Annotated in this window: 17 protein-coding genes; 10 read left to right on the top strand and 7 right to left on the bottom strand. The window is 62.5% G+C overall.

Annotation, left to right across the window (positions count from 1 at the left end; translation table 11 throughout):
* Window positions 1–2: 2 nt before the first annotated feature.
* Both KU43P_RS23810 and KU43P_RS23805 read right to left on the bottom strand, forming a co-directional pair.
* Window positions 3–494, bottom strand: coding sequence for a hypothetical protein (locus KU43P_RS23810; protein ID WP_317659955.1), 492 nt, complete (start codon window positions 492–494; stop codon window positions 3–5).
* Window positions 495–596: 102 nt separating this feature from the next.
* The gene (locus KU43P_RS23805) at window positions 597–1,253 is read right to left on the bottom strand and encodes a YciC family protein (RefSeq protein WP_317659954.1); all 657 of its coding nucleotides are present in this window, start codon (window positions 1,251–1,253) and stop codon (window positions 597–599) included.
* 155 nt (window positions 1,254–1,408) lie between these two features.
* On the opposite strand from KU43P_RS23805, the gene KU43P_RS23800 reads away from it, so the two are divergent.
* From KU43P_RS23800 to KU43P_RS23785, 4 genes are all read left to right on the top strand, one after another.
* Entirely contained in the window at window positions 1,409–2,152 is a 744-nt protein-coding gene (locus KU43P_RS23800) for a DUF2076 domain-containing protein (protein ID WP_317659953.1), read from the top strand.
* A 61-nt stretch (window positions 2,153–2,213) separates the two neighbouring features.
* Window positions 2,214–2,693, top strand: a complete 480-nt coding sequence (locus KU43P_RS23795) for an NYN domain-containing protein (RefSeq protein ID WP_008092833.1) — start codon at window positions 2,214–2,216, stop codon at window positions 2,691–2,693.
* A gap of 148 nt (window positions 2,694–2,841) precedes the next feature.
* Window positions 2,842–3,765, top strand: a complete 924-nt coding sequence (gene yedA, locus KU43P_RS23790) for a drug/metabolite exporter YedA (protein ID WP_317659952.1) — start codon at window positions 2,842–2,844, stop codon at window positions 3,763–3,765.
* A gap of 55 nt (window positions 3,766–3,820) precedes the next feature.
* Complete coding sequence (locus KU43P_RS23785) at window positions 3,821–5,140, top strand: DEAD/DEAH box helicase (protein WP_317659951.1); 1,320 nt, start codon at window positions 3,821–3,823, stop codon at window positions 5,138–5,140.
* A 108-nt stretch (window positions 5,141–5,248) separates the two neighbouring features.
* Here KU43P_RS23785 and KU43P_RS23780 read toward each other — a convergent pair whose 3' ends face one another.
* From KU43P_RS23780 to KU43P_RS23770, 3 genes are all read right to left on the bottom strand, one after another.
* The gene (locus tag KU43P_RS23780) at window positions 5,249–6,490 is read right to left on the bottom strand and encodes a TIGR03862 family flavoprotein (RefSeq protein ID WP_317659950.1); all 1,242 of its coding nucleotides are present in this window, start codon (window positions 6,488–6,490) and stop codon (window positions 5,249–5,251) included.
* Between the two features lie 156 nt (window positions 6,491–6,646).
* On the bottom strand, window positions 6,647–7,555 hold the full coding sequence (locus tag KU43P_RS23775; protein ID WP_317659949.1) for a histone deacetylase: 909 nt from the start codon (window positions 7,553–7,555) through the stop codon (window positions 6,647–6,649).
* Window positions 7,556–7,691: 136 nt separating this feature from the next.
* The gene (locus KU43P_RS23770; protein ID WP_317663912.1) at window positions 7,692–8,378 is read right to left on the bottom strand and encodes a histidine phosphatase family protein; all 687 of its coding nucleotides are present in this window, start codon (window positions 8,376–8,378) and stop codon (window positions 7,692–7,694) included.
* A gap of 149 nt (window positions 8,379–8,527) precedes the next feature.
* Here KU43P_RS23770 and KU43P_RS23765 point away from each other — a divergent pair, with 149 nt between their 5' ends.
* From KU43P_RS23765 to KU43P_RS23750, 4 genes are all read left to right on the top strand, one after another.
* A complete protein-coding gene (locus KU43P_RS23765; RefSeq protein WP_317659948.1) occupies window positions 8,528–9,100 on the top strand; it encodes a GNAT family N-acetyltransferase in 573 nt (190 codons plus the stop codon).
* A gap of 91 nt (window positions 9,101–9,191) precedes the next feature.
* Window positions 9,192–10,061 carry an acyl-CoA thioesterase II gene (gene tesB / locus KU43P_RS23760; RefSeq protein ID WP_317659947.1) on the top strand — a complete coding sequence of 290 codons (870 nt, stop codon included), beginning with the start codon at window positions 9,192–9,194 and terminating at the stop codon, window positions 10,059–10,061.
* On the top strand, window positions 10,058–10,648 hold the full coding sequence (locus KU43P_RS23755) for an HAD family hydrolase (protein ID WP_317659946.1): 591 nt from the start codon (window positions 10,058–10,060) through the stop codon (window positions 10,646–10,648). Before tesB ends, KU43P_RS23755 begins: the two co-directional genes overlap by 4 nt.
* A 154-nt stretch (window positions 10,649–10,802) precedes the next feature.
* Window positions 10,803–11,813, top strand: coding sequence for a zinc-dependent alcohol dehydrogenase family protein (locus tag KU43P_RS23750; RefSeq protein ID WP_317659945.1), 1,011 nt, complete (start codon window positions 10,803–10,805; stop codon window positions 11,811–11,813).
* Between the two features lie 45 nt (window positions 11,814–11,858).
* Here KU43P_RS23750 and KU43P_RS23745 read toward each other — a convergent pair whose 3' ends face one another.
* On the bottom strand, window positions 11,859–14,561 hold the full coding sequence (locus KU43P_RS23745) for a hypothetical protein (protein ID WP_317659944.1): 2,703 nt from the start codon (window positions 14,559–14,561) through the stop codon (window positions 11,859–11,861).
* A 194-nt stretch (window positions 14,562–14,755) separates the two neighbouring features.
* Window positions 14,756–15,454, bottom strand: a complete 699-nt coding sequence (locus KU43P_RS23740) for a FadR/GntR family transcriptional regulator (protein ID WP_317659943.1) — start codon at window positions 15,452–15,454, stop codon at window positions 14,756–14,758.
* A gap of 263 nt (window positions 15,455–15,717) precedes the next feature.
* Here KU43P_RS23740 and KU43P_RS23735 point away from each other — a divergent pair, with 263 nt between their 5' ends.
* Both KU43P_RS23735 and gudD read left to right on the top strand, forming a co-directional pair.
* Window positions 15,718–17,070: an MFS transporter gene (locus KU43P_RS23735; RefSeq protein ID WP_317659942.1), complete on the top strand. Its 1,353-nt coding sequence runs from the start codon at window positions 15,718–15,720 to the stop codon at window positions 17,068–17,070.
* 19 nt (window positions 17,071–17,089) lie between these two features.
* The gene (gene gudD, locus KU43P_RS23730; protein WP_317659941.1) at window positions 17,090–18,439 is read left to right on the top strand and encodes a glucarate dehydratase; all 1,350 of its coding nucleotides are present in this window, start codon (window positions 17,090–17,092) and stop codon (window positions 18,437–18,439) included.
* The last annotated feature ends 2 nt before the right edge of the window (window positions 18,440–18,441 follow it).

Below are 18,441 nucleotides of genomic sequence, written 5' to 3'. Positions count from 1 at the left end.
GGTCAGTCCATTTTTATGAGAAGGAAGGTGAGCGTTTCGCCTTCCCGGGTGTTGAGCAGGTACATGTTTTGCCCGTTGCGGTGGGGCGTGTCCTTGATAGCGCCTGCTCGGTAGCCCTTATGATCGCGCAAATGGCAGACGAGACCGTGGTCAGTCTGCTCCAGTGGTTCGATTTTCCAGTAGTCGGTAACGTCGGCAATCTCATAGAAGCCCAGGTAATTGTTCAGGCTCTGGCTAAGTCTCTTGGGCCTTGAACGGCCTGGAATGCTGATGTGGTAATGCAGGCGGCCGTCGGTATGGGAGTCGAAGGTAAAGTCCATGTACACGGAGCCTTTATTGCCGCCGGCCATCAGCCAGTCATCCTGGGGGGCAAGGCCCCAATGCCATTTGTCGCTGCTGCGGCTCAGTCGCAGCGGAACAAGCTGATTGTCGCGAATCGCATACAGTTTGCCGCGGAACGAGGTGGCGTAGGTGCTCTGAATTGCAGGGTCCATGGGGAGGATGCTCGGTAGTGAGAAGGGGATCAACTTAGAGCCTTGGCGTATCGCGCCACAGACCGAAAGGTATCCCCCGCAGAGCATCAACGGCCGCGGCAATCACTGGCTAGGCTGTTCCTCCAACAGCATGAACAGGCGGTACAGCACTACGGTACTGAACAGTTGGAGGAAACTGCTCAGGCTGTCCATGGCCAGTTGCACGCCGGGCGAAGGCTCCGGGAACGCCATCAGCAACAAGCCGTCGAGCAGCCAGATCGGTGCCAGCACGCCTACCACGCAGACCATGATGCGCATGAAGTGCCCCGTGGTCATGCGCGCACTCTCGCGCATCGCCTGCACCACTGGCAAGCCGCGCAGCACCAGCAGGTATTCGGCGAACACCAGGTTGATCATGATCCACACGCCCGGGAAGATGAACAGCGCCAGGCCCGCCATGATCAGCAGCGAGCTGATCAGTACCAGCAGGGCCAGTTGCGGCCAGAGCTGCAGGGCACGGGCGAACAGGTCGCGGCGGGGGATGTCCTGGCCGTTGCTGCGGGTGTCGAGGTAGAGGATCAGCGCCGCGCTGTACAGTGGGTAGAGCAGCAGGCTGACCAGCATGCCGTAGGCCGGCGATGCCTGATCGCCCAGCTGCCGATACAGCAGTTGCGTCAGCAGGGCCTCGAGCACCACCAGCGGCAGGCACAGTGGAATGATGCTCGGCAGGTGGCGGCGGAAGAAGTACAGGGAGTCGCGCAGAACGCTCAGCGGATTCATGGGTCAACATCGCATGGCAGTAAAAGCAGGGGCATAACTTTAGCCCAGCGCCGTCGCTTGCTGAAAAAAGTTTCACCACATGGCTAATTGAATCCTTCGCCTGCGGGCCCCATCTTTGACGCTGTCCGATGTCCTGCTTGCCCATGAGGTAGCCCATGAACACTGAAGAACAAACCCTGATCGACGGCCTGTTCGGCCGCATCAAGCAAGCCGAAGACCCGAGCCAGCCGCGTGATGTGCAGGCCCAGTCGCGGATCGAGGAGCACCTGCGCCAGCAGCCAGCGGCGCCATATTACATGGCCCAGGCGATCCTGGTTCAGGAGGCTGCACTCAAGCGCCTGGACGAGCAGAACAAGCAGCTGGAGAACGAACTCAAACAGGCACGTGCCCAACTCGAGGCAACACGTGCCAACAGCGGCAACAGTGGTGGCGGGTTCCTTTCCAGCATCTTTGGTGCCGGTGCCCGCAACCCCGAGCCCGCGCCGCAACCCCAGCGCTCCGCCGCACCGTCCGGCGGCTGGCGTGAGCCGAGTGCCCCGGGCTTCTCCCAGCCCCAGGCCCAAGCCCCTCAACCGGGTTTCGGTGCCGCGCCTGCGCGCAGTGGCGCCAGCAGCTTCCTTGGCGGCGCCATGCAGACGGCTGCCGGTGTCGCCGGTGGTGTCTTGCTGGCGCAGGGCATCAGCAGCCTGTTCAACCACCATTCTCAGCCCGAAGAAGTGGTCGAAGTGATCCAGGAAGAGCCAGCGCCGGCCAGTGACACAGGCGGCTGGAACGACAGCGGTGCGCAACAGCAGGTCGCCGACGATGGTGGCTGGGGCAATGACCAGGGCGGTTTCGCCGACACCGACTACGGTAGCGACGATGGCGGGTTCTTCTCGGACGACGACACCTTCGTCTGATCGCTCTGGCATACTGCCGGCATTTTGGGGCGCGACGCGCCCCTTCGGTCGAGGGTATGTAGTGAAGAAGATCGCGCTGTTCGCCGATGTACAGAACCTCTACTACACCGTACGCCAGGTTCATGGCTGCCATTTCAACTACAGCGCGCTGTGGGCCGAGGTCAGCCGCGAGGGCGAGATCGTCGAGGCCGTGGCCTATGCCATCGACCGTGGCGACAGCAAGCAGCAGCAGTTTCAGCAGATCCTGCGCAACCTGGGTTTCGAGGTACGGCTCAAACCGTTTATCCAGCGCAGCGATGGGTCGGCCAAAGGCGACTGGGATGTGGGCATCACGCTGGATGTGATCGACGCGGCCAGCCGTGTCGACCAGGTAGTGCTGGCTTCCGGGGACGGTGATTTCGATCTGTTGCTCGAGCGGGTAATCCAGCGCCACGGGACCGAGGCGGTGGTGTACGGCGTGCCTGGGTTGACCGCGATGTCATTGATTCGCGCGGCCAGCCGGTATGTGCCGATCGAAGGGCGGTTGTTGTTGCGGCATTGAGGGGCCTGGCAAGGCCAGAGTTGTCCGCCACACATTCGTATGACGCATTACAAAGTGTGCGGGTGATTTAATCCCGTTTTGTAACTTAAGTTTGCGTGAAGCCCTTTCTAAACTAAGTCACCCGTAAACGGATTTCGAGTCATTTCCCATGCCTGCCTCCCGTCGCTTCCCGTTATTGCTGATTGGCGCCTTCCTGGCCTTGTACCTGGTCTGGGGGTCTACCTACCTGTTCATCCGCATCGGCGTCGAATCCTGGCCGCCGATGTTGATGGCGGGGGTGCGCTTCGTGATTGCTGGCGGCTTGCTGTACGGCTTTTTGCGCTGGCGCGGTGTGCCGGCACCCACCTGGCCGCAATGGCGCGCGGCCGGGGCCATCGGTTTTCTGCTGCTGAGTTGTGGCAACGGCGGTGTGACGGTGGCCGAGCATGCCGGCGTGGCCTCGGGAGTGGCCGCACTGGCGGTGGCCACGGTGCCATTGTTCACGCTGCTGTTCGGGCTGTTGTTCGGCCAGCGTAATTCGCGGCTGGAGTGGGCGGGTATCTTCCTGGGGCTGGTCGGTATCGGCTTGCTCAACCTCGGCTCGAACCTTCAGGCCAGCCCCATCGGTGCGGCGTTGATCGTGTTTGCAGCCGCGTCCTGGGCCTTCGGCTCGGTATGGAGCAAGAGCCTGCCACTGCCCCAGGGCCCGATGGCCAGCGCTGCCGAGATGCTGGTAGGTGGTGCGGTGCTGTTGCTGGGCAGTGCTCTGTCGGGCGAACGCATGACCCAGATGCCGACCGCGGCGGGTTGGGGCGCGCTGGCTTATCTGGTGTTGTTCGGCTCTATCCTGGCGTTCAGTGCCTACATGTACCTGCTCAAGAATGTGCGCCCAGCAGCGGCCACCAGCTATGCCTACGTCAACCCGGCGGTGGCGGTGATGCTGGGCATCGTCTTTGCCGGCGAGCAGATCGGCGCCGAGGAATGCGTGGCCATGGCGGTGATCATCGGTGCCGTGGTGCTGATCGGCCTGCCACAATGGCGCAAGCCAGTCCCGCAGCCGGTAGTACCGCTTAAGGGCGAAATCTGCAAGTAACCCAGGGTGTTGCGGTAAACTTGCCGCCTTCGCTGAACCCCCTGACGGTATTGCCATGAATTTCGCCAAACTCGGCCTGATCGAACCCTTGCTGCGTACCCTGCAGCAACTGGACTACACCACCCCGACTCCGGTCCAGGCCCAGGCCATCCCCGCCGTACTGGCTGGCCGCGATCTGATGGCCGCGGCCCAGACCGGCACCGGCAAGACCGCCGGCTTCGCTCTGCCGGTGCTGCAACGCCTGGCACTGGAAGGGGAAAAGGTGGCCAGCAACTCGATCCGCGCGTTGGTGTTGGTGCCCACCCGTGAACTGGCCGAGCAGGTGCACAACAACGTGCGCGAGTACGCCGAGAACCTGCCGCTGAGCACTTACGCGGTGTACGGTGGGGTCAGCATCAACCCGCAGATGATGCGCCTGCGCCGTGGCGTCGATCTGCTGGTAGCCACCCCGGGCCGATTGCTCGACCTGTTCCGCCAGAACGCGGTCAAGTTCAACCAGGTGCAAACCCTGGTGCTCGACGAAGCCGACCGCATGCTCGACCTGGGCTTCGCCGAAGAACTGCAGTCGGTGTACGCAGCGCTGCCGCGCAAGCGCCAGACGTTGCTGTTCTCCGCGACCTTCTCCGAGCAGATTCGCATGCTCGCGGGCCTGGCGCTGAATGACCCACTGAGTATCGAAGTCAGCCCGCGCAACGCCGCCGCCACCACCGTCAAGCAGTGGCTGGTGCCTGTGGATAAAAAGCGCAAGGCCGATCTCTTCTGCCACTTGTTGCGCAAGCAGCGCTGGAAGCAGGTGCTGGTGTTCGCCAAGACCCGCAATGGCGTCGACCAGCTTGTAGAACGCCTGATGGCGGAAGGCGTGAACGCCGATGGCATCCACGGCGACCGGCCGCAAGCCACGCGCCAGCGCGCGCTGGACAGCTTCAAGGCCCGAGAAATCCAGGTGCTGGTGGCCACCGACGTGGCTGCCCGTGGTCTGGACATCGATGATCTGCCGCTGGTGGTCAACCTCGACTTGCCGATCGTGGCCGAAGACTACGTGCACCGCATTGGCCGCACTGGCCGCGCCGGCAACAAAGGCGAGGCGATCTCGCTGGTGTGTGCGGATGAGGTGCAACTGCTGGCGTCGATCGAGACCCTGATTCGCCAGACCCTGCCGCGCCATGAAGAGCCCGACTTCATCCCGGACCATCGGGTGCCGATGACCGATGCCAGTGGCCAGGTGATCAAGAAGCCGAAGAAACCAAAGAAGCCGAAAGAAAACAGCGCCAAGCGTGGTCTGGGGCGGTGGATGGACAGTGGCGATGAAGCGCCGGTCAAGTCGGTGCGCAAGGTGCCTAGCTTCAATACCGGGCCGAAAAAGCGCAAGCCTTGATGCCAGTGGGGCCTTCATCGCCGGCAAGCCGGCTCCCACAGGAGGCTGTGGCGCCTCTATGGGCGCCGGCTTGCCGGCGATGGGCTGCAAAGCAGCCCCGGCATTCTGTCAGGAAGGTCGCGCCAGCCAATCCGCCGCAGCCCGCCCCGCGCGCAGCCCACTGGCAAAACACGCAGTCAGCAGATACCCCCCGGTCGGGGCTTCCCAATCGAGCATTTCGCCAGCACAGAACACCCCCGGCATGCCCTTGACCATGAGCCCCTCATCCAACCCTTCGAAACGCACTCCGCCCGCACTGCTGATCGCCTCATCCAACGGCCGTGTACGCACCAGCGTGATTGGCAGTGCCTTGATCGCCCGCGCCAGCGCAGCGGAATCGGCGAAGGTCGGCTGATCGGTCAGCTCACGCAGCAGCGCCGCCTTGACCCCATCGATGTTCAACTGGCTCTGCAGATGCTTGGCCATAGAACGTGATCCTCGCGGCTTCGCCAACGCCTGGACAATTTTGTCCACAGGCTTGTCTGGCAGCAGGTCGAGGAGCAGGGTGGCCTGCCCGTCACGGTCGATCGCCTCGCGCAGCGGCGCCGACCAGGCATACACCAGGCTGCCTTCGACGCCCTGGGCTGTCAGAATGAACTCGCCCTTGCGCGGAGTATGGCCCGGCATGCTGAGGGCAATGTTCTTCAGCGGTGAGCCGGCGAACTTGTCCTTCAGCAGCGCACTCCAGCCTTCCACTTCAAACCCGCAGTTGCTCGGGCGCAGCACAGAGATATCCACAGCCCGATCTGCCAACAAACGCTGCCAGGCGCCATCAGAACCCAACCTCGCCCAGCTGCCCCCACCCAGGGCCAGCACCACTGCATCAGCCTTCAACTGCAATTCGCCCTGTGGATAAGCAATCCGCAAGCTGCCGTCGGTATTCCAACCCAGCCAACGATGACGGGTGTGGATAACTACGCCGCTGTCGCGCAGGCGCTTGAGCCAGGCGCGAAGCAGTGGAGCGGCTTTCATGTCGGTGGGGAACACGCGGCCCGACGTGCCGACAAAGGTGTCGATGCCCAGGCCATGTATCCACTGGCGCAGGGCCGCTGCATCGAAGTCGTGCAGCAAGCCGTCGATTTCACCCTGGCGCTCGGCATAGCGCGCCACGAACTGTGGATAAGGCTCGGAATGAGTGATGTTCATGCCGCCCACGCCGGCCAGCAGGAACTTGCGGCCCACCGACGGCATGGCGTCGAACACCTCCACGGCCAGGCCGCGCTGGGCCAGCGCCTCGGCAGCCATCAAACCGGCGGGGCCAGCGCCGATGACGACGGCGCGAAAGGGGGAGGCAGGGGATAAATCGGACATGGTCGGCGGCAGGCTGTGGAAAAAGAGCCCGCATTCTAGCGCAGCACAGCCTGCATAAACACTGAACAAAAAATGATCAGCACTCTGCAGGCCAGTCCATTCAAGGGCTGCAGCGGCTTTCCCGCAGGTTATCCACAAGCGGTTCCACAGTCATTGTTAACAACCGATGACTTTTGCTGCCGTGTGATGAAGGATGCCATGGCGCCTGGCAAGGGCTACGCGGTCCTTGCTGTAGCCGCCGCCAATCACACCGACCACAGGGATATCACGACCTAGGCAATGGCGCATGACACGCTCGTCGCGGGCGGCCAGGCCGGCGTCGGTCAACTGCAGGTAACCGAGGGCATCGTCTTTGTGCACATCTACGCCGGCGTCGTACAGCACCAGGTCTGGTTGGTAAAGCGGCAGCAGGTAGTTCAGTGCGTCTTCCACCACCTTCAGGTAGGCCGCATCGCCCATGCCGCGGGGCAGCGGGATATCCCAGTCGCTGTGGGCCTTGCGCGCTGGGAAGTTCTGTTCGCAGTGCAACGACACTGTGATGGCGTCCGGGGTGTCCTGGAGGATGCGTGCGGTGCCGTCGCCCTGGTGCACATCGCAGTCGAAGATCAGCACCCGATGCACACGGCCGGCTTCGATCAGGTAGCGGCTGATCACCGCCAGGTCGTTGAAGATGCAGAAACCGGCCGGATGGTCGTAGTGAGCGTGGTGGGTGCCGCCGGCGAGGTGGCAGGCCAGGCCATGCTGGAGTGCCATTTCGGCGGTGAGCAGCGAGCCACCCACTGCGCGCACGGTGCGCCGGGCCAGGGCCTCGCTCCAGGGCAGGCCGAGGCGGCGCTGGTCCTCGCGGCTCAGCTCGCCACCCATGTAGCGCTCGATGTAGCCACGGTCGTGGGCCAAGGCGAGGATGTCGTTGGGGCAGATCTCCGGGCGCAGCAACGCCTGATCGCTGGTCAGCCCGCTGTCGACCAGGTGGTCGCGCAGCAGGCGGAACTTGTCCATGGGGAAGCGGTGCTCGGGGGGGAACTCCGGGCTGTAGTCGTCGTGGTAGATAAGCGGCAATGGCATGGTGGGGTCGCAATCAGGGCCAGTGCTGATCTTGCCAGTTGTTGGGTCGCTGTTGCGACCCTCTCGCCGGCAAGCCAGATCCCACAGGTACGCCACTGCCCTCAAGGCCGGCAGCTTGCCGGCAATGGGGGCAAAGTCATTTACTCGCGCTAGCCAGCACCCGCTGCCAGTCCGGCTCGTTCAACCGGCCAAGAATCCGCGTCTTGCCATTGGCATCAACCGAAACAAACAGCGCACTGGCATAGCCGCTCTCGCGCTCGCCACCGACCACCCGTTTGTCGCGTTGAAAGTGGTCGATACAGCCGTTGTGCGTCACCAGCACCAGGTTGTGGCCAGGCTGTTTGTGCGCCAGGGCCTCCTTGGCGAATCCGTTGTCACATTTTTCCAGCCAGTCTTCACTGGCAATCGCCTGGCCAAGAATGAAATGCGCAGTCTGCCGGGTGCGCAGTTTCGGGCTGCTGATCAGGTCGGCATTGGCCAGCCCCAGGTCGTGCAAGCCCTGGCCAACCCGTGTGGCAGCGGCGCTGCCGGCCACGGTGATACCGGTGGGGTCGTCGAGGCAGGGGCCAGGTGCGCTGTCACAGCGCTCGGCATGGCGAATCATCACGATTACCGCACCCTCGGCCCAGTCCTGCAGCAGGCCGCTGTCGCTCAACTGTCGTTCGTTGCCAAGGTCCACGATGTGCGTCCTCGTCGCCAGCCAGGTACCCAACGCCGCCACAACCATGCACAGGCCAAGGGCGGCGCCGAGGGCTTTGCGTGACAAACGCCGCTTGCGGCGGGCGTGGATGGCGGTGTGTCCCAGGGTGTTGCTCGACTGCATGCTGCGCTCCGATGGCATGGCCGCGTTCTGTGCGGCGGTGGATGGCGGCATTGTGCGAAGCGGCCTGTCGGGGGCCGGTGAAGGGCGTGTGAAAATTGCATTTCGCCTACGCTGTAAACTGCAGGCCAGCAAAACCGGAGCACACAGCAATGACCCCCATCCTGGAACTGGAAAGCGCACGGCTGGTACTGCGCCAATGGCACGACGAAGACCTGCGCGAGTTCGCTGCACTGTGTGCCGACCCCCACGTGATGCGCTACTTTCCGGCCCCCCTGACGCGGCTGGAAGCGGCGGCGCTGATCGGCCGGATACGTGGCCATTTCAATGAATACGGTTTCGGCCTGTGGGCCCTGGAGCGCAAGGACAGTGGCGCCTTCATCGGTATGACCGGTCTGCTCAATGTCAACTTCGACGCGCCCTTCGGGCCGGCCGTGGAGATTGGCTGGCGCCTGGCCTGTCGCCATTGGGGCCTGGGCTTTGCCAGCGAGGCGGCGTGGACCTGCCTGCGTTGTGCTTTCGCCCAATTGCGCCTGGACGAGGTGGTGTCGTTCACTACCGAAGGCAACCTGCCGTCGCAGAAGGTGATGCAGGCCATCGGCATGCTCCAGGACGTGCAGGGCAGCTTCGAACACCCCCGCCTGCCCGCCGACCACCCGCTACGCCCCCACGTGCTGTACCGCATCGACCGCGCGCGTTGGGAGCAGACCCAGCGCGCTGAATAGGCAGGTATGCGCGGTGCCGATGACAAACCCTGTATCATTTGCCTTCATGAGAGCGCCGTAGAGCTGTGATGCCTTGCTAGGAGAACCCCCGATGAGTCATGTGTTGGACGACCTGGTCGACCTGTTGAGCCTCGAGTCGATCGAGGAGAACCTGTTCCGTGGGCGCAGCCAGGACCTGGGTTTCCGCCAGCTGTACGGCGGCCAGGTATTGGGCCAGTCGCTGTCAGCCGCCAGCCAGACGGTCGAGGACGCGCGCCATGTGCATTCACTGCACGGTTACTTCCTGCGCCCAGGCGATGCCAGCCTGCCGGTGGTCTACTCGGTCGACCGTGTGCGCGATGGCGGCAGTTTCAGCACCCGTCGAGTAACGGCCATCCAGAAAGGCCAGACCATCTTCACCTGCAGCGCTTCGTTCCAGTACGACGAGGAAGGGTTCTCCCACCAGGCACAGATGCCTGAAGTGGTAGGGCCGGAAAACCTGCCGACCGAAGTGGAACTGGCCCGCGCCATGGCTGACCAACTACCCGAGCGCATCCGCGACAAGGTGCTGTGCGCCAAGCCGATCGAGATTCGCCCGGTTACCGAGCGCGACCCGTTCAACCCCAAGCCCGGCGACCCGGTGAAATATGCCTGGTTCCGTGCCGACGGTACCCTGCCGGACGTACCGGCGCTGCACAAGTACCTGCTGGCCTACGCCTCCGACTTCGGCCTGCTGACCACCGCGCTGCTGCCCCATGGCAAGTCGGTGTGGCAGCGCGACATGCAGATCGCCAGCCTTGACCATTCGCTGTGGTTCCACGGCAACCTGCGCGCTGATGAATGGCTGCTGTACGCCACCGACAGCCCCTGGGCGGGCAATGCCCGTGGCTTCTGCCGTGGCAGCATCTACAACCGCGCCGGGCAACTGGTGGCCTCGTCCAGCCAGGAAGGCCTTATCCGCCATCGCAAGGACTGGGCATGAAGCTGGGTGAAATCCGCAACTGGGTGTTCGACATGGACGGCACCCTGACCGTGGCGGTACACGATTTTGCCGCCATCCGCGAGGCGCTGGAGATTCCCGCCGAGCACGACATTCTCACCCACCTGGCAGCGCTGCCGGCGGCTGAGGCGGCGGCCAAGCATGCCTGGTTGCTCGAGCACGAACGTGACCTGGCGATTGCCTCCACGGCGGCCTGTGGTGCGGTGGAGCTGGTGCGGGCGTTGGCTGAACGGGGTTGCAGGTTGGGGATCCTGACTCGCAATGCGCGGGAGCTGGCGCATGTGACGCTGGAGGCCATCGGCCTGGCGGACTGCTTCGAGGTGGAGCATGTGCTGGGGCGTGACGAGGCTGAGCCAAAGCCGAGCCCGGACGGTTTGCTGAAAATCGCCGAAGCCTGGGGCGTGGCACCGAACGCGTTGGTGATGGTGGGTGATTACCGCTTCGACCTGGATTGTGGGCGGGCGGCGGGGGCACGCACGGTGCTGGTGAATCTGCCGGATAATCCGTGGCCAGAGCTGGTAGATTGGCATGCGGTGGATTGCCGGGCGTTGCAGCGCATGCTGGGCTGAGTGTTGTGGTGCAATGGCTGGCCCTATCGCCGGCAAGCTGGCTCCAACAGCGACCTTCGAGCCCCACTGCTACAGTGAGAGCCGGCTTGCCGGCGATAGGGCCAGCACTGTCTATGCTGAACTCCAGTCTTTACCCTGAACTGGAGACCCAGCCATGACCAGCAAGGCCATCTATGTACAACCCGGCGGCGGCTACGACAAGGTCGAGGTCGGCACTTGCGAGGCCGCTGCGCCCAAGGCCGGCGAAATCACCGTGCAGCTGCATGCCAGCTCCCTCAACTACCACGACTTCGCCGTCGTGAGCGGCATGTGGGGCCCGAGCGAACGGCGCATCCCCATGGCCGATGGCGCCGGCGAAGTGATCGCGGTGGGTGCCGGCGTCAGTGAGTTCAAGGTCGGCGACAACGTCGTCAGCACCTTCTTCCCCGATTGGCTCGATGGCCAGGCCCAGGTTGAAGGCTTCGCCAGCGTGCCGGGCGATGGTATCGATGGTTATGCCCGCAGCCAGGTCACTGCCCGCGCTACTTCCTTCACCCTGGCACCTCAGGGCTACAGCCATGCCGAGGCCGCCACCCTGACCACCGCCGGCCTTACCGCCTGGCGCGCACTGATGAGCGACGACCACCTCAAGCCCGGTGATACCGTGCTGGTGCAAGGCACCGGCGGCGTCTCGATCTTCGCCCTGCAGTTCGCCAAGCTGGCCGGCGCCACGGTGATCGCCACCTCGTCCAGCGATGCCAAGCTCGAGCGCTTGAAGGCACTGGGCGCCGACCACCTGATCAACTACAAGGCCACGCCGGCCTGGGGCGAGAAAGTGCGCGAACTCACCGACAACCGAGGAGTCGACCATGTGATCGAGGTTGGTGGGCCGGCGACCCTGGAACAATCGATGATCGCGGCCCGGATCGGCGGGCATGTGTCACTGATCGGCATCCTCACCGGTGTTGCCGGGCAGCTGCCATTGGTGCAGGCACTGGTACGGCAGATCCGCTTGCAAGGTGTGCTGGTAGGCAGCCGCGCGCAGCAGCAGGCGATGGTCAGGGCCATCGACGCCAACGGGATGCGACCGGTTGTGGACAAGCATTTCGAGTTGGAACAGATCGTCGACGCGTTCCGCTATCAGGAAAGCAACCGGCATTTCGGCAAGATCTGCCTGACGTTCTGATAGCGCCCGCGGGCTTTGCCATCAAGGCAAAGCCCGCGGTAAGCATTATTGCAGCCTGTCCGGTTTGAGCAGCTTGAGGCCTTCAGTGCTGTTGTAGCCATGAACCTCACGCACATCCAGGTTGCGCATGAAGTCAATGATCGGCGCGGTTAGGACCTGGCCAGGCACCATGATCGGGAAGCCTGGCGGATAGGGGATGACAAAGTTCGCCGAAACCAACGACGGGCCGTTGTTCAGGCGCTCGTCGATAGTGCTGTCGAAGAGCCTCACATGCTCGCATGCATCCGGGTCATAGGTGCGGTAGAACGCTTTGCGAATGTCACCTTCGACGGTGCTATCCAGCACGTCGCTGCGAAATGCCGGATGAAAATGGCTGAAGTTCGGTAGCTTCGGCACCTCCTCGACCAGGCTCACTACCCTTCGTTCAAGCTTGCGGGCCTCAGCGGCTTTTCCCTTGATTCGCTGATCGATATCCTGGCTGATAGACACCAACACTTGGAGAAGGTGTGCCACATCGCTGCGTGTGTTGTTGATGTTCGTCTGCATCAGCACGCTGTTACGTGAGGTCTTGTTCACTTGTAGGTTGTACCGTTTGGCCAGCAGTTGCTTGAGCTCGGTACCGTCGAACCCGGCATGGCCGCACGATAACGTCAGGCGGGTGGGGTCAAGGAAAAACTCATCCTCCGCGATGGCCCGGCCAACGGTACTCCATAAACCATAGTCGCCCATCTGCGAACCCCGGAACGCTTCGGGAATCATCTCCTTGACGTCGAAGATCCTGAAGTATCGGGAGATCAGTGGGTGGCCATTGACTTCCCGGCGTATGATGAAAGCCAACTGAGTAGCGCGCATCACCAGGTCGTAGCCTTCCAGTTCCATCTGTCGACGGGCAATGTCCAGAGAGGCGATTATCTGCTGGTTTGGCGAGGTGGATGTATGCGTGAACAGCGCCTCGCGGAAGGGCTCTTCTATTTGCGCGAAATTGTCGTCGTTGACCAGGATCATCGAACCCTGGCGCAAGGCAGACATGGATTTATGCACTGAGTTGGTCTGATAGACGCGTACTTGGGTCACGTCCGGGTTCATCAGAAGCGGTTCATCCAGCAAGTTGTCATCGGTCCTCACCGCCAACCCTTGGCAGTGTAGGTCGAAGCGTTGCCGATAGGCTGAGCACTTGAGGCGCTTGCGTAACTCGGTTGCGGCATACATGGCCGTTCGCTGGCGCAGCAGCGGGGAGAACCGGGCGAAACCGAACCATGCTTCATCCCACAAGAAAATCAGGTCGGGTTTGATCGCCAGGCATTCTTCCATTACCCGCACAGGGTTGTAGACATGCCCATCAAAGGTGCAATTGGTCAGCACCATCATCTTGGCACGATCGAGTTTGCCTTCCTGTTTGAGGTTCAGAAGCGCCTCTTTCAACGAACGCAGTGGCACACCACCGTACATGGAGTATTCGCTTAACGGATAGGCATCGATGTAGAACGGCAGGGCGCCAGTCAGCACGGCGGCATAGTGATGCGACTTGTGGCAGTTGCGGTCGATCAGAACAATGTCGCCAGGCGCCAGCAGTGCTTGCTCGACGATCTTGTTGGCCGTGGATGTACCGTTGGTGACGAAGTAAGCCTCATTGGCACCAAAGGTATGCGCAGCCAAGCGTTGGGCTTCGCGGATGTTGCCGGTAGGCTCCAGCAAGCTGTCCAGCCCACCTGTGGTGGCAGAACTTTCGGCGAGGAACAGGTTAGCCCCATAGAATGCACCCATGTCCCGAATCCAGTTGGATTTGAAAATGGACTTTCCCCGGGCTACAGGCAGTGCGTGAAAGGTTCCGATAGGCCGTCGAGCGTAGCGCTTGAGGTTATCGAAGAATGGCGTGCGGTAGCGGTTGGCTATGTTTTCAATGATGCACAAGTGAACTTCCAGGGGTTCTTCGAATTCGTAGAACACGCGGTCGATGAAGGTCAGCTGATGGTTGCCAGCGGTCTTCTCGACATCGCGATCCCTGAGCAGAATGATGTTCAGCTCCGGCCTGATCCGGTTCAGTGTGATGGCCAGTTCTATGCTGGGGTCGTCGTGTTGTGCGCCGCCGTACAGCGCCTGATATTGCTGCAACATGTAACGCAATCGAGGGGACAGATCGGCGTCATGAAGGAACCCATCGTGGATCACCACGACTTGCACATCCGGGTTCAGAATCGCCGCCATCAGTGCGTCCTCGAACGTGCCTGCGATGATGGGCTCATAGATGAACTCGTCCTGATCCCGTCGCAGGTTGCGGATGTCCTGCAACCTCTGTGGCCAGAAGGTGCGAGCGTCAGGATTGACGAGCAGCAGCTCGAAGTAGGGGCGATGCACAGGCCCGGACTGGTTGATGCTGATACGGGCAGGAGAGGCGTCGGGCAGGTCGTCGGCCGGGTCCCAGTCGTTCAGGTCGTGGCGGTAGCTGCAATCGAGTAATGAGCTGCAGATGCGTTGTGCTAGCCGCACTGCTCCGTTGTCGTCATGTTCAGCGATCCGTTGGCTGAGGATAGCCATCAAACGCTGGCCGGGATAAGCATGGAAATGCTCCAGGGGCTGAAGGCCAGCGAGCAGCCGGCCGACGGCCTTCTTGCCTGCTTCGCTGGGATCACAACTGTTGGTGGCGACCCAGTTTCGGCATGCTTGCAACAGGTCGCACCAAAGGTCCAGACGTTCATGGCGGCTGGAGAAAAGATACTCGGCTGTCTGATTGGGTACAGAGTTTCTCATGAGGGATCGGCCTTGGAGTTACGGAGCGGGCTTGCCATGGCGTACGGCCAAGCCTCGGGAGCCGGAAGAGTGTCTTCGCTCCATCATTGGCAGCAGTGCGAGATGCTTCCATCACAATCGACGTTCGACTCATGTTCAGGACAGGTGCCGGCTCCGGTGTCTGCTCGTGTGCGGGCTGTTCCCAGGAATCGGCCTTAGTCAGGCAACAAGCGATCCCGGCTGTTGGACAGGTGCAGGCAGATCGCCGCCCGCGCCGCGTCTGGGTCTTGCCGGCGGATGGCATTGAGGATCGCTTCGTGCTCAAGGTTGGCCAGGTATGCATGCCGGGCCAGGTTTGCCCCGGCGCGTTCGGCCAGTGCCATGCGGTTTCGCGGGATCAGGCCATTGCCCAACTGCGCCATCATCTCGCTGAAGTACAGGTTGCCCGTGGCCTCGGCGATCAGCAGATGGAAGCGCCGGTCTGCCTCGATGCAGCTGTCGCCAGCAGCGGCCAAGTCCTGGTAGTCGTCCAGCGCCTGGCGCATGCGTACCAGGTGCGCATCAGTGCGGCGCGTAGCAGCGAGGGCCGCTGCCTGGCCTTCCAGGCCGATCCGCAGTTCCAGCAGGTCGCGCACGCTCGCGGCGTTTTCCGCTCCCACCCGCAGGCCAGCTTGAGCCGGGCGCGGCATCACGAAGGTGCCGATGCCGTGGCGGGGCTCCACCAAACCTGAAGCTTGCAGCTTCGACAAGGCTTCGCGCACCACCGTGCGGCTTACAGCATGCTCACGTACCAAGGTGTTTTCCGAGGGCAGTTTGTCGCCCGGCTTGAAGGTGCCCAACAGAATCTGCTGGGTCAGGGTCGACACCAGGTCATGGGCGCGGCTGTGGCTGCGTGGGCGAGGGGGCTGAGACATGGGAGTGGCTCCGAGCGCTAGATTTACTTGTATGACAAGTTAGCGATAAAAAATATTCTTTGCCCGTTTTTTCTCTTCTTGCTCGAAAAATGATGCTAGCAATACCTGCAATATCGGAGATTTTAGTGCATTTATCAGCTTGTATTTTGCAATTTCATCACGCTTGGCGATCTTGTCGTACAACTTCGACGGGCATATGCTCCGCTGCATTGTCTTCCCAGACAACCTCGACCCGCACAAAAACAATTAGTGGGAGACCGCAAGTGAATGACACCCTCGATCCGTCTGCCCGGAATGGAGGCGACGTGCTGGCCAGTGCTGTATCCAAGGTCAAGCGCCACGTGCTGCCGCTGTTCGTCATCATGTTCATCGTCAACTACCTCGACCGCGTCAACATCGGTTTCGTCCGCCCGCACCTGGAAAGCGACCTGGGCATCAGCGCTGCAGCCTATGGCTTTGGTGCCGGCCTGTTCTTCATCGGTTACGCACTGTTCGAAGTGCCATCGAACATGCTGCTGCAGCGGGTCGGTGCGCGGCTGTGGCTGACGCGCATCATGTTCACCTGGGGGCTGGTGGCCACCGCCATGGCGTTCGTGCAGACCGAAACCCAGTTTTACGTGCTGCGCTTCCTGCTGGGAGTGGCCGAAGCCGGTTTCTTCCCTGGCGTGATCTACTACTTCACCCGCTGGTTGCCTGCTGCCGAGCGTGGCAAGGCCATTGCCATCTTCCTCAGCGGCTCGGCCCTGGCCTCGCTGATTTCCGGCCCACTGGCCGGGGCGCTGATGCAGATTCAGGGCCTGGGCATGCATGGCTGGCAGTGGATGCTGTTCATCGAGGGCATGGCCTCGGTGACCCTGTGTTTCTTCGTGTTCTTCTGGCTCGACTCCAAACCCCAGGATGCCAAGTGGTTGAGCAAGGCCGAGCAGGACGCGCTGGTCGACACCATCGATCGCGAGCAGCGCGAGCGCGAAGCCATCGGTACCGTGCAGCCTTCGGCCTGGAGCCTGCTCAAGGACCGGCAGATCGTGCTGTTCTGCCTGATCTACTTCTGCATCCAGCTCACCATCTACGCCGCAACGTTCTGGCTGCCGAGCATCATCAAGCGCATGGGCGACCTGAGCGACCTGCAGGTCGGCTTCTTCAACTCGATTCCGTGGCTGATCTCGATTCTGGCCATGTACGCCTTCGCGGCCGGCTCCACTCGCTGGAAGTTCCAGCAGGCGTGGGTTGCGGGTGCCTTGCTGATCGCTGCCATCGGCATGTTCATGTCCACCACTGGCGGGCCGGTGTTTGCCTTCGTTGCCGTGTGCTTTGCCGCCATCGGCTTCAAGTCGGCCTCGTCACTGTTCTGGCCGATCCCCCAGGGCTACCTGGATGCACGCATCGCCGCTGCGGTGATCGCACTGATCAACTCGGTCGGCAACTTGGGTGGCTTCGTGGCGCCGACCACCTTCGGCCTGCTGGAGCAACAGACCGGTTCGATCCAGGGCGGCCTGTATGGCCTGGCCGTGACTTCGGTGCTGGCAGCCATTGCCGTGTTCTTCATCCGCACTCGCCCGAAGGGCGCGACTTCCCCTGACGCCAAGGCGCCTTCGGCGCTGGGCCAGACCCACTGATGACTGCGAGACAACACCCATGAACCAGCAGACGACTCCCGCTTCTCATACCCCCGTGGTCACCGACCTGCGCGTGATCCCCGTGGCCGGCCACGACAGCATGCTGCTCAACCTCAGTGGCGCCCACGGTCCGTATTTCACCCGTAACGTCGTGGTGCTGCGTGACAGCGCCGGCAACACCGGCCTTGGCGAAGTGCCGGGAGGCGAAGCGATTCGCCAGACCCTGGAAGACACCCGCAACCTTGTAATCGGCCAGCCGATCGGCCATTACCAGCGGGTGCTCAATGCCATGCGCCAGACCTTCGCCAACCGCGATGCGGCCGGTCGTGGCCTGCAGACCTTCGACCTGCGCATCACCGTGCATGCGGTAACGGCCATCGAGTCGGCATTGCTCGATCTGCTCGGCCAACACCTCGAGGTACCGATGGCGGCGCTGCTCGGTGAAGGCCAACAGCGTGAAGCGGTGAAGATGCTCGGCTACCTGTTCTACATCGGTGATCGCCAGCACACCGACCTGGCCTACCGTAACGAGGCCGACGCCGATGACGACTGGTTCCGCCTGCGCCACGAAAAGGCCCTGACCCCAGAGGCCGTGGTACGTCTGGCCGAAGCGGCCAAGCAGCGCTATGGCTTCAGCGACTTCAAGCTCAAAGGCGGCGTGCTGCGTGGCGAAGACGAGATGGAGGCGGTGACGGCCCTGGCCGAGCGCTTCCCCGAAGCACGCATTACCCTGGACCCCAACGGCGCCTGGTCCCTGAAAGAGGCTATCGCCTTGTGCCGTGACAAGCACCACGTGCTGGCCTACGCCGAAGACCCCTGTGGTGCCGAGAATGGCTATTCGGGCCGTGAGGTCATGGCCGAGTTCCGTCGCGCGACCGGGCTGCCGACCGCCACCAACATGATCGCCACCGACTGGCGGCAGATGGGCCATGCGATCCAGTCGCAGGCCGTGGACATCCCCTTGGCCGACCCGCATTTCTGGACCTTGCAGGGCTCGGTGCGAGTGGCGCAGATGTGCAATGAGTGGGGCCTGACCTGGGGCTCGCACTCGAACAACCACTTCGACATTTCGCTGGCGATGTTCACCCAGGTGGCTGCAGCGGCGCCGGGCGAGATCACCGCCATCGACACCCACTGGATCTGGCAGGACGGCCAGCGCCTGACCCGCGACCCGCTGCGCATCATCGATGGTCATGTGCGCGTGCCCGAGCGGCCGGGGCTGGGCGTTGAGCTGGATGAGGACCAACTGGCCAAGGCCCATGAGTGCTACCGCAACATGGGGCTGGGGGCACGGGATGACAGTGTGGCGATGCAGTTTCTGATTCCGGGGTGGACGTTCGACAACAAGCGGCCTTGCCTGGTGCGTTGAGT

Source organism: Pseudomonas sp. KU43P (assembly GCF_033095865.1).
GTDB lineage: Bacteria > Pseudomonadota > Gammaproteobacteria > Pseudomonadales > Pseudomonadaceae > Aquipseudomonas.
This window is presented reverse-complemented; position numbering and strand designations above follow the sequence as displayed.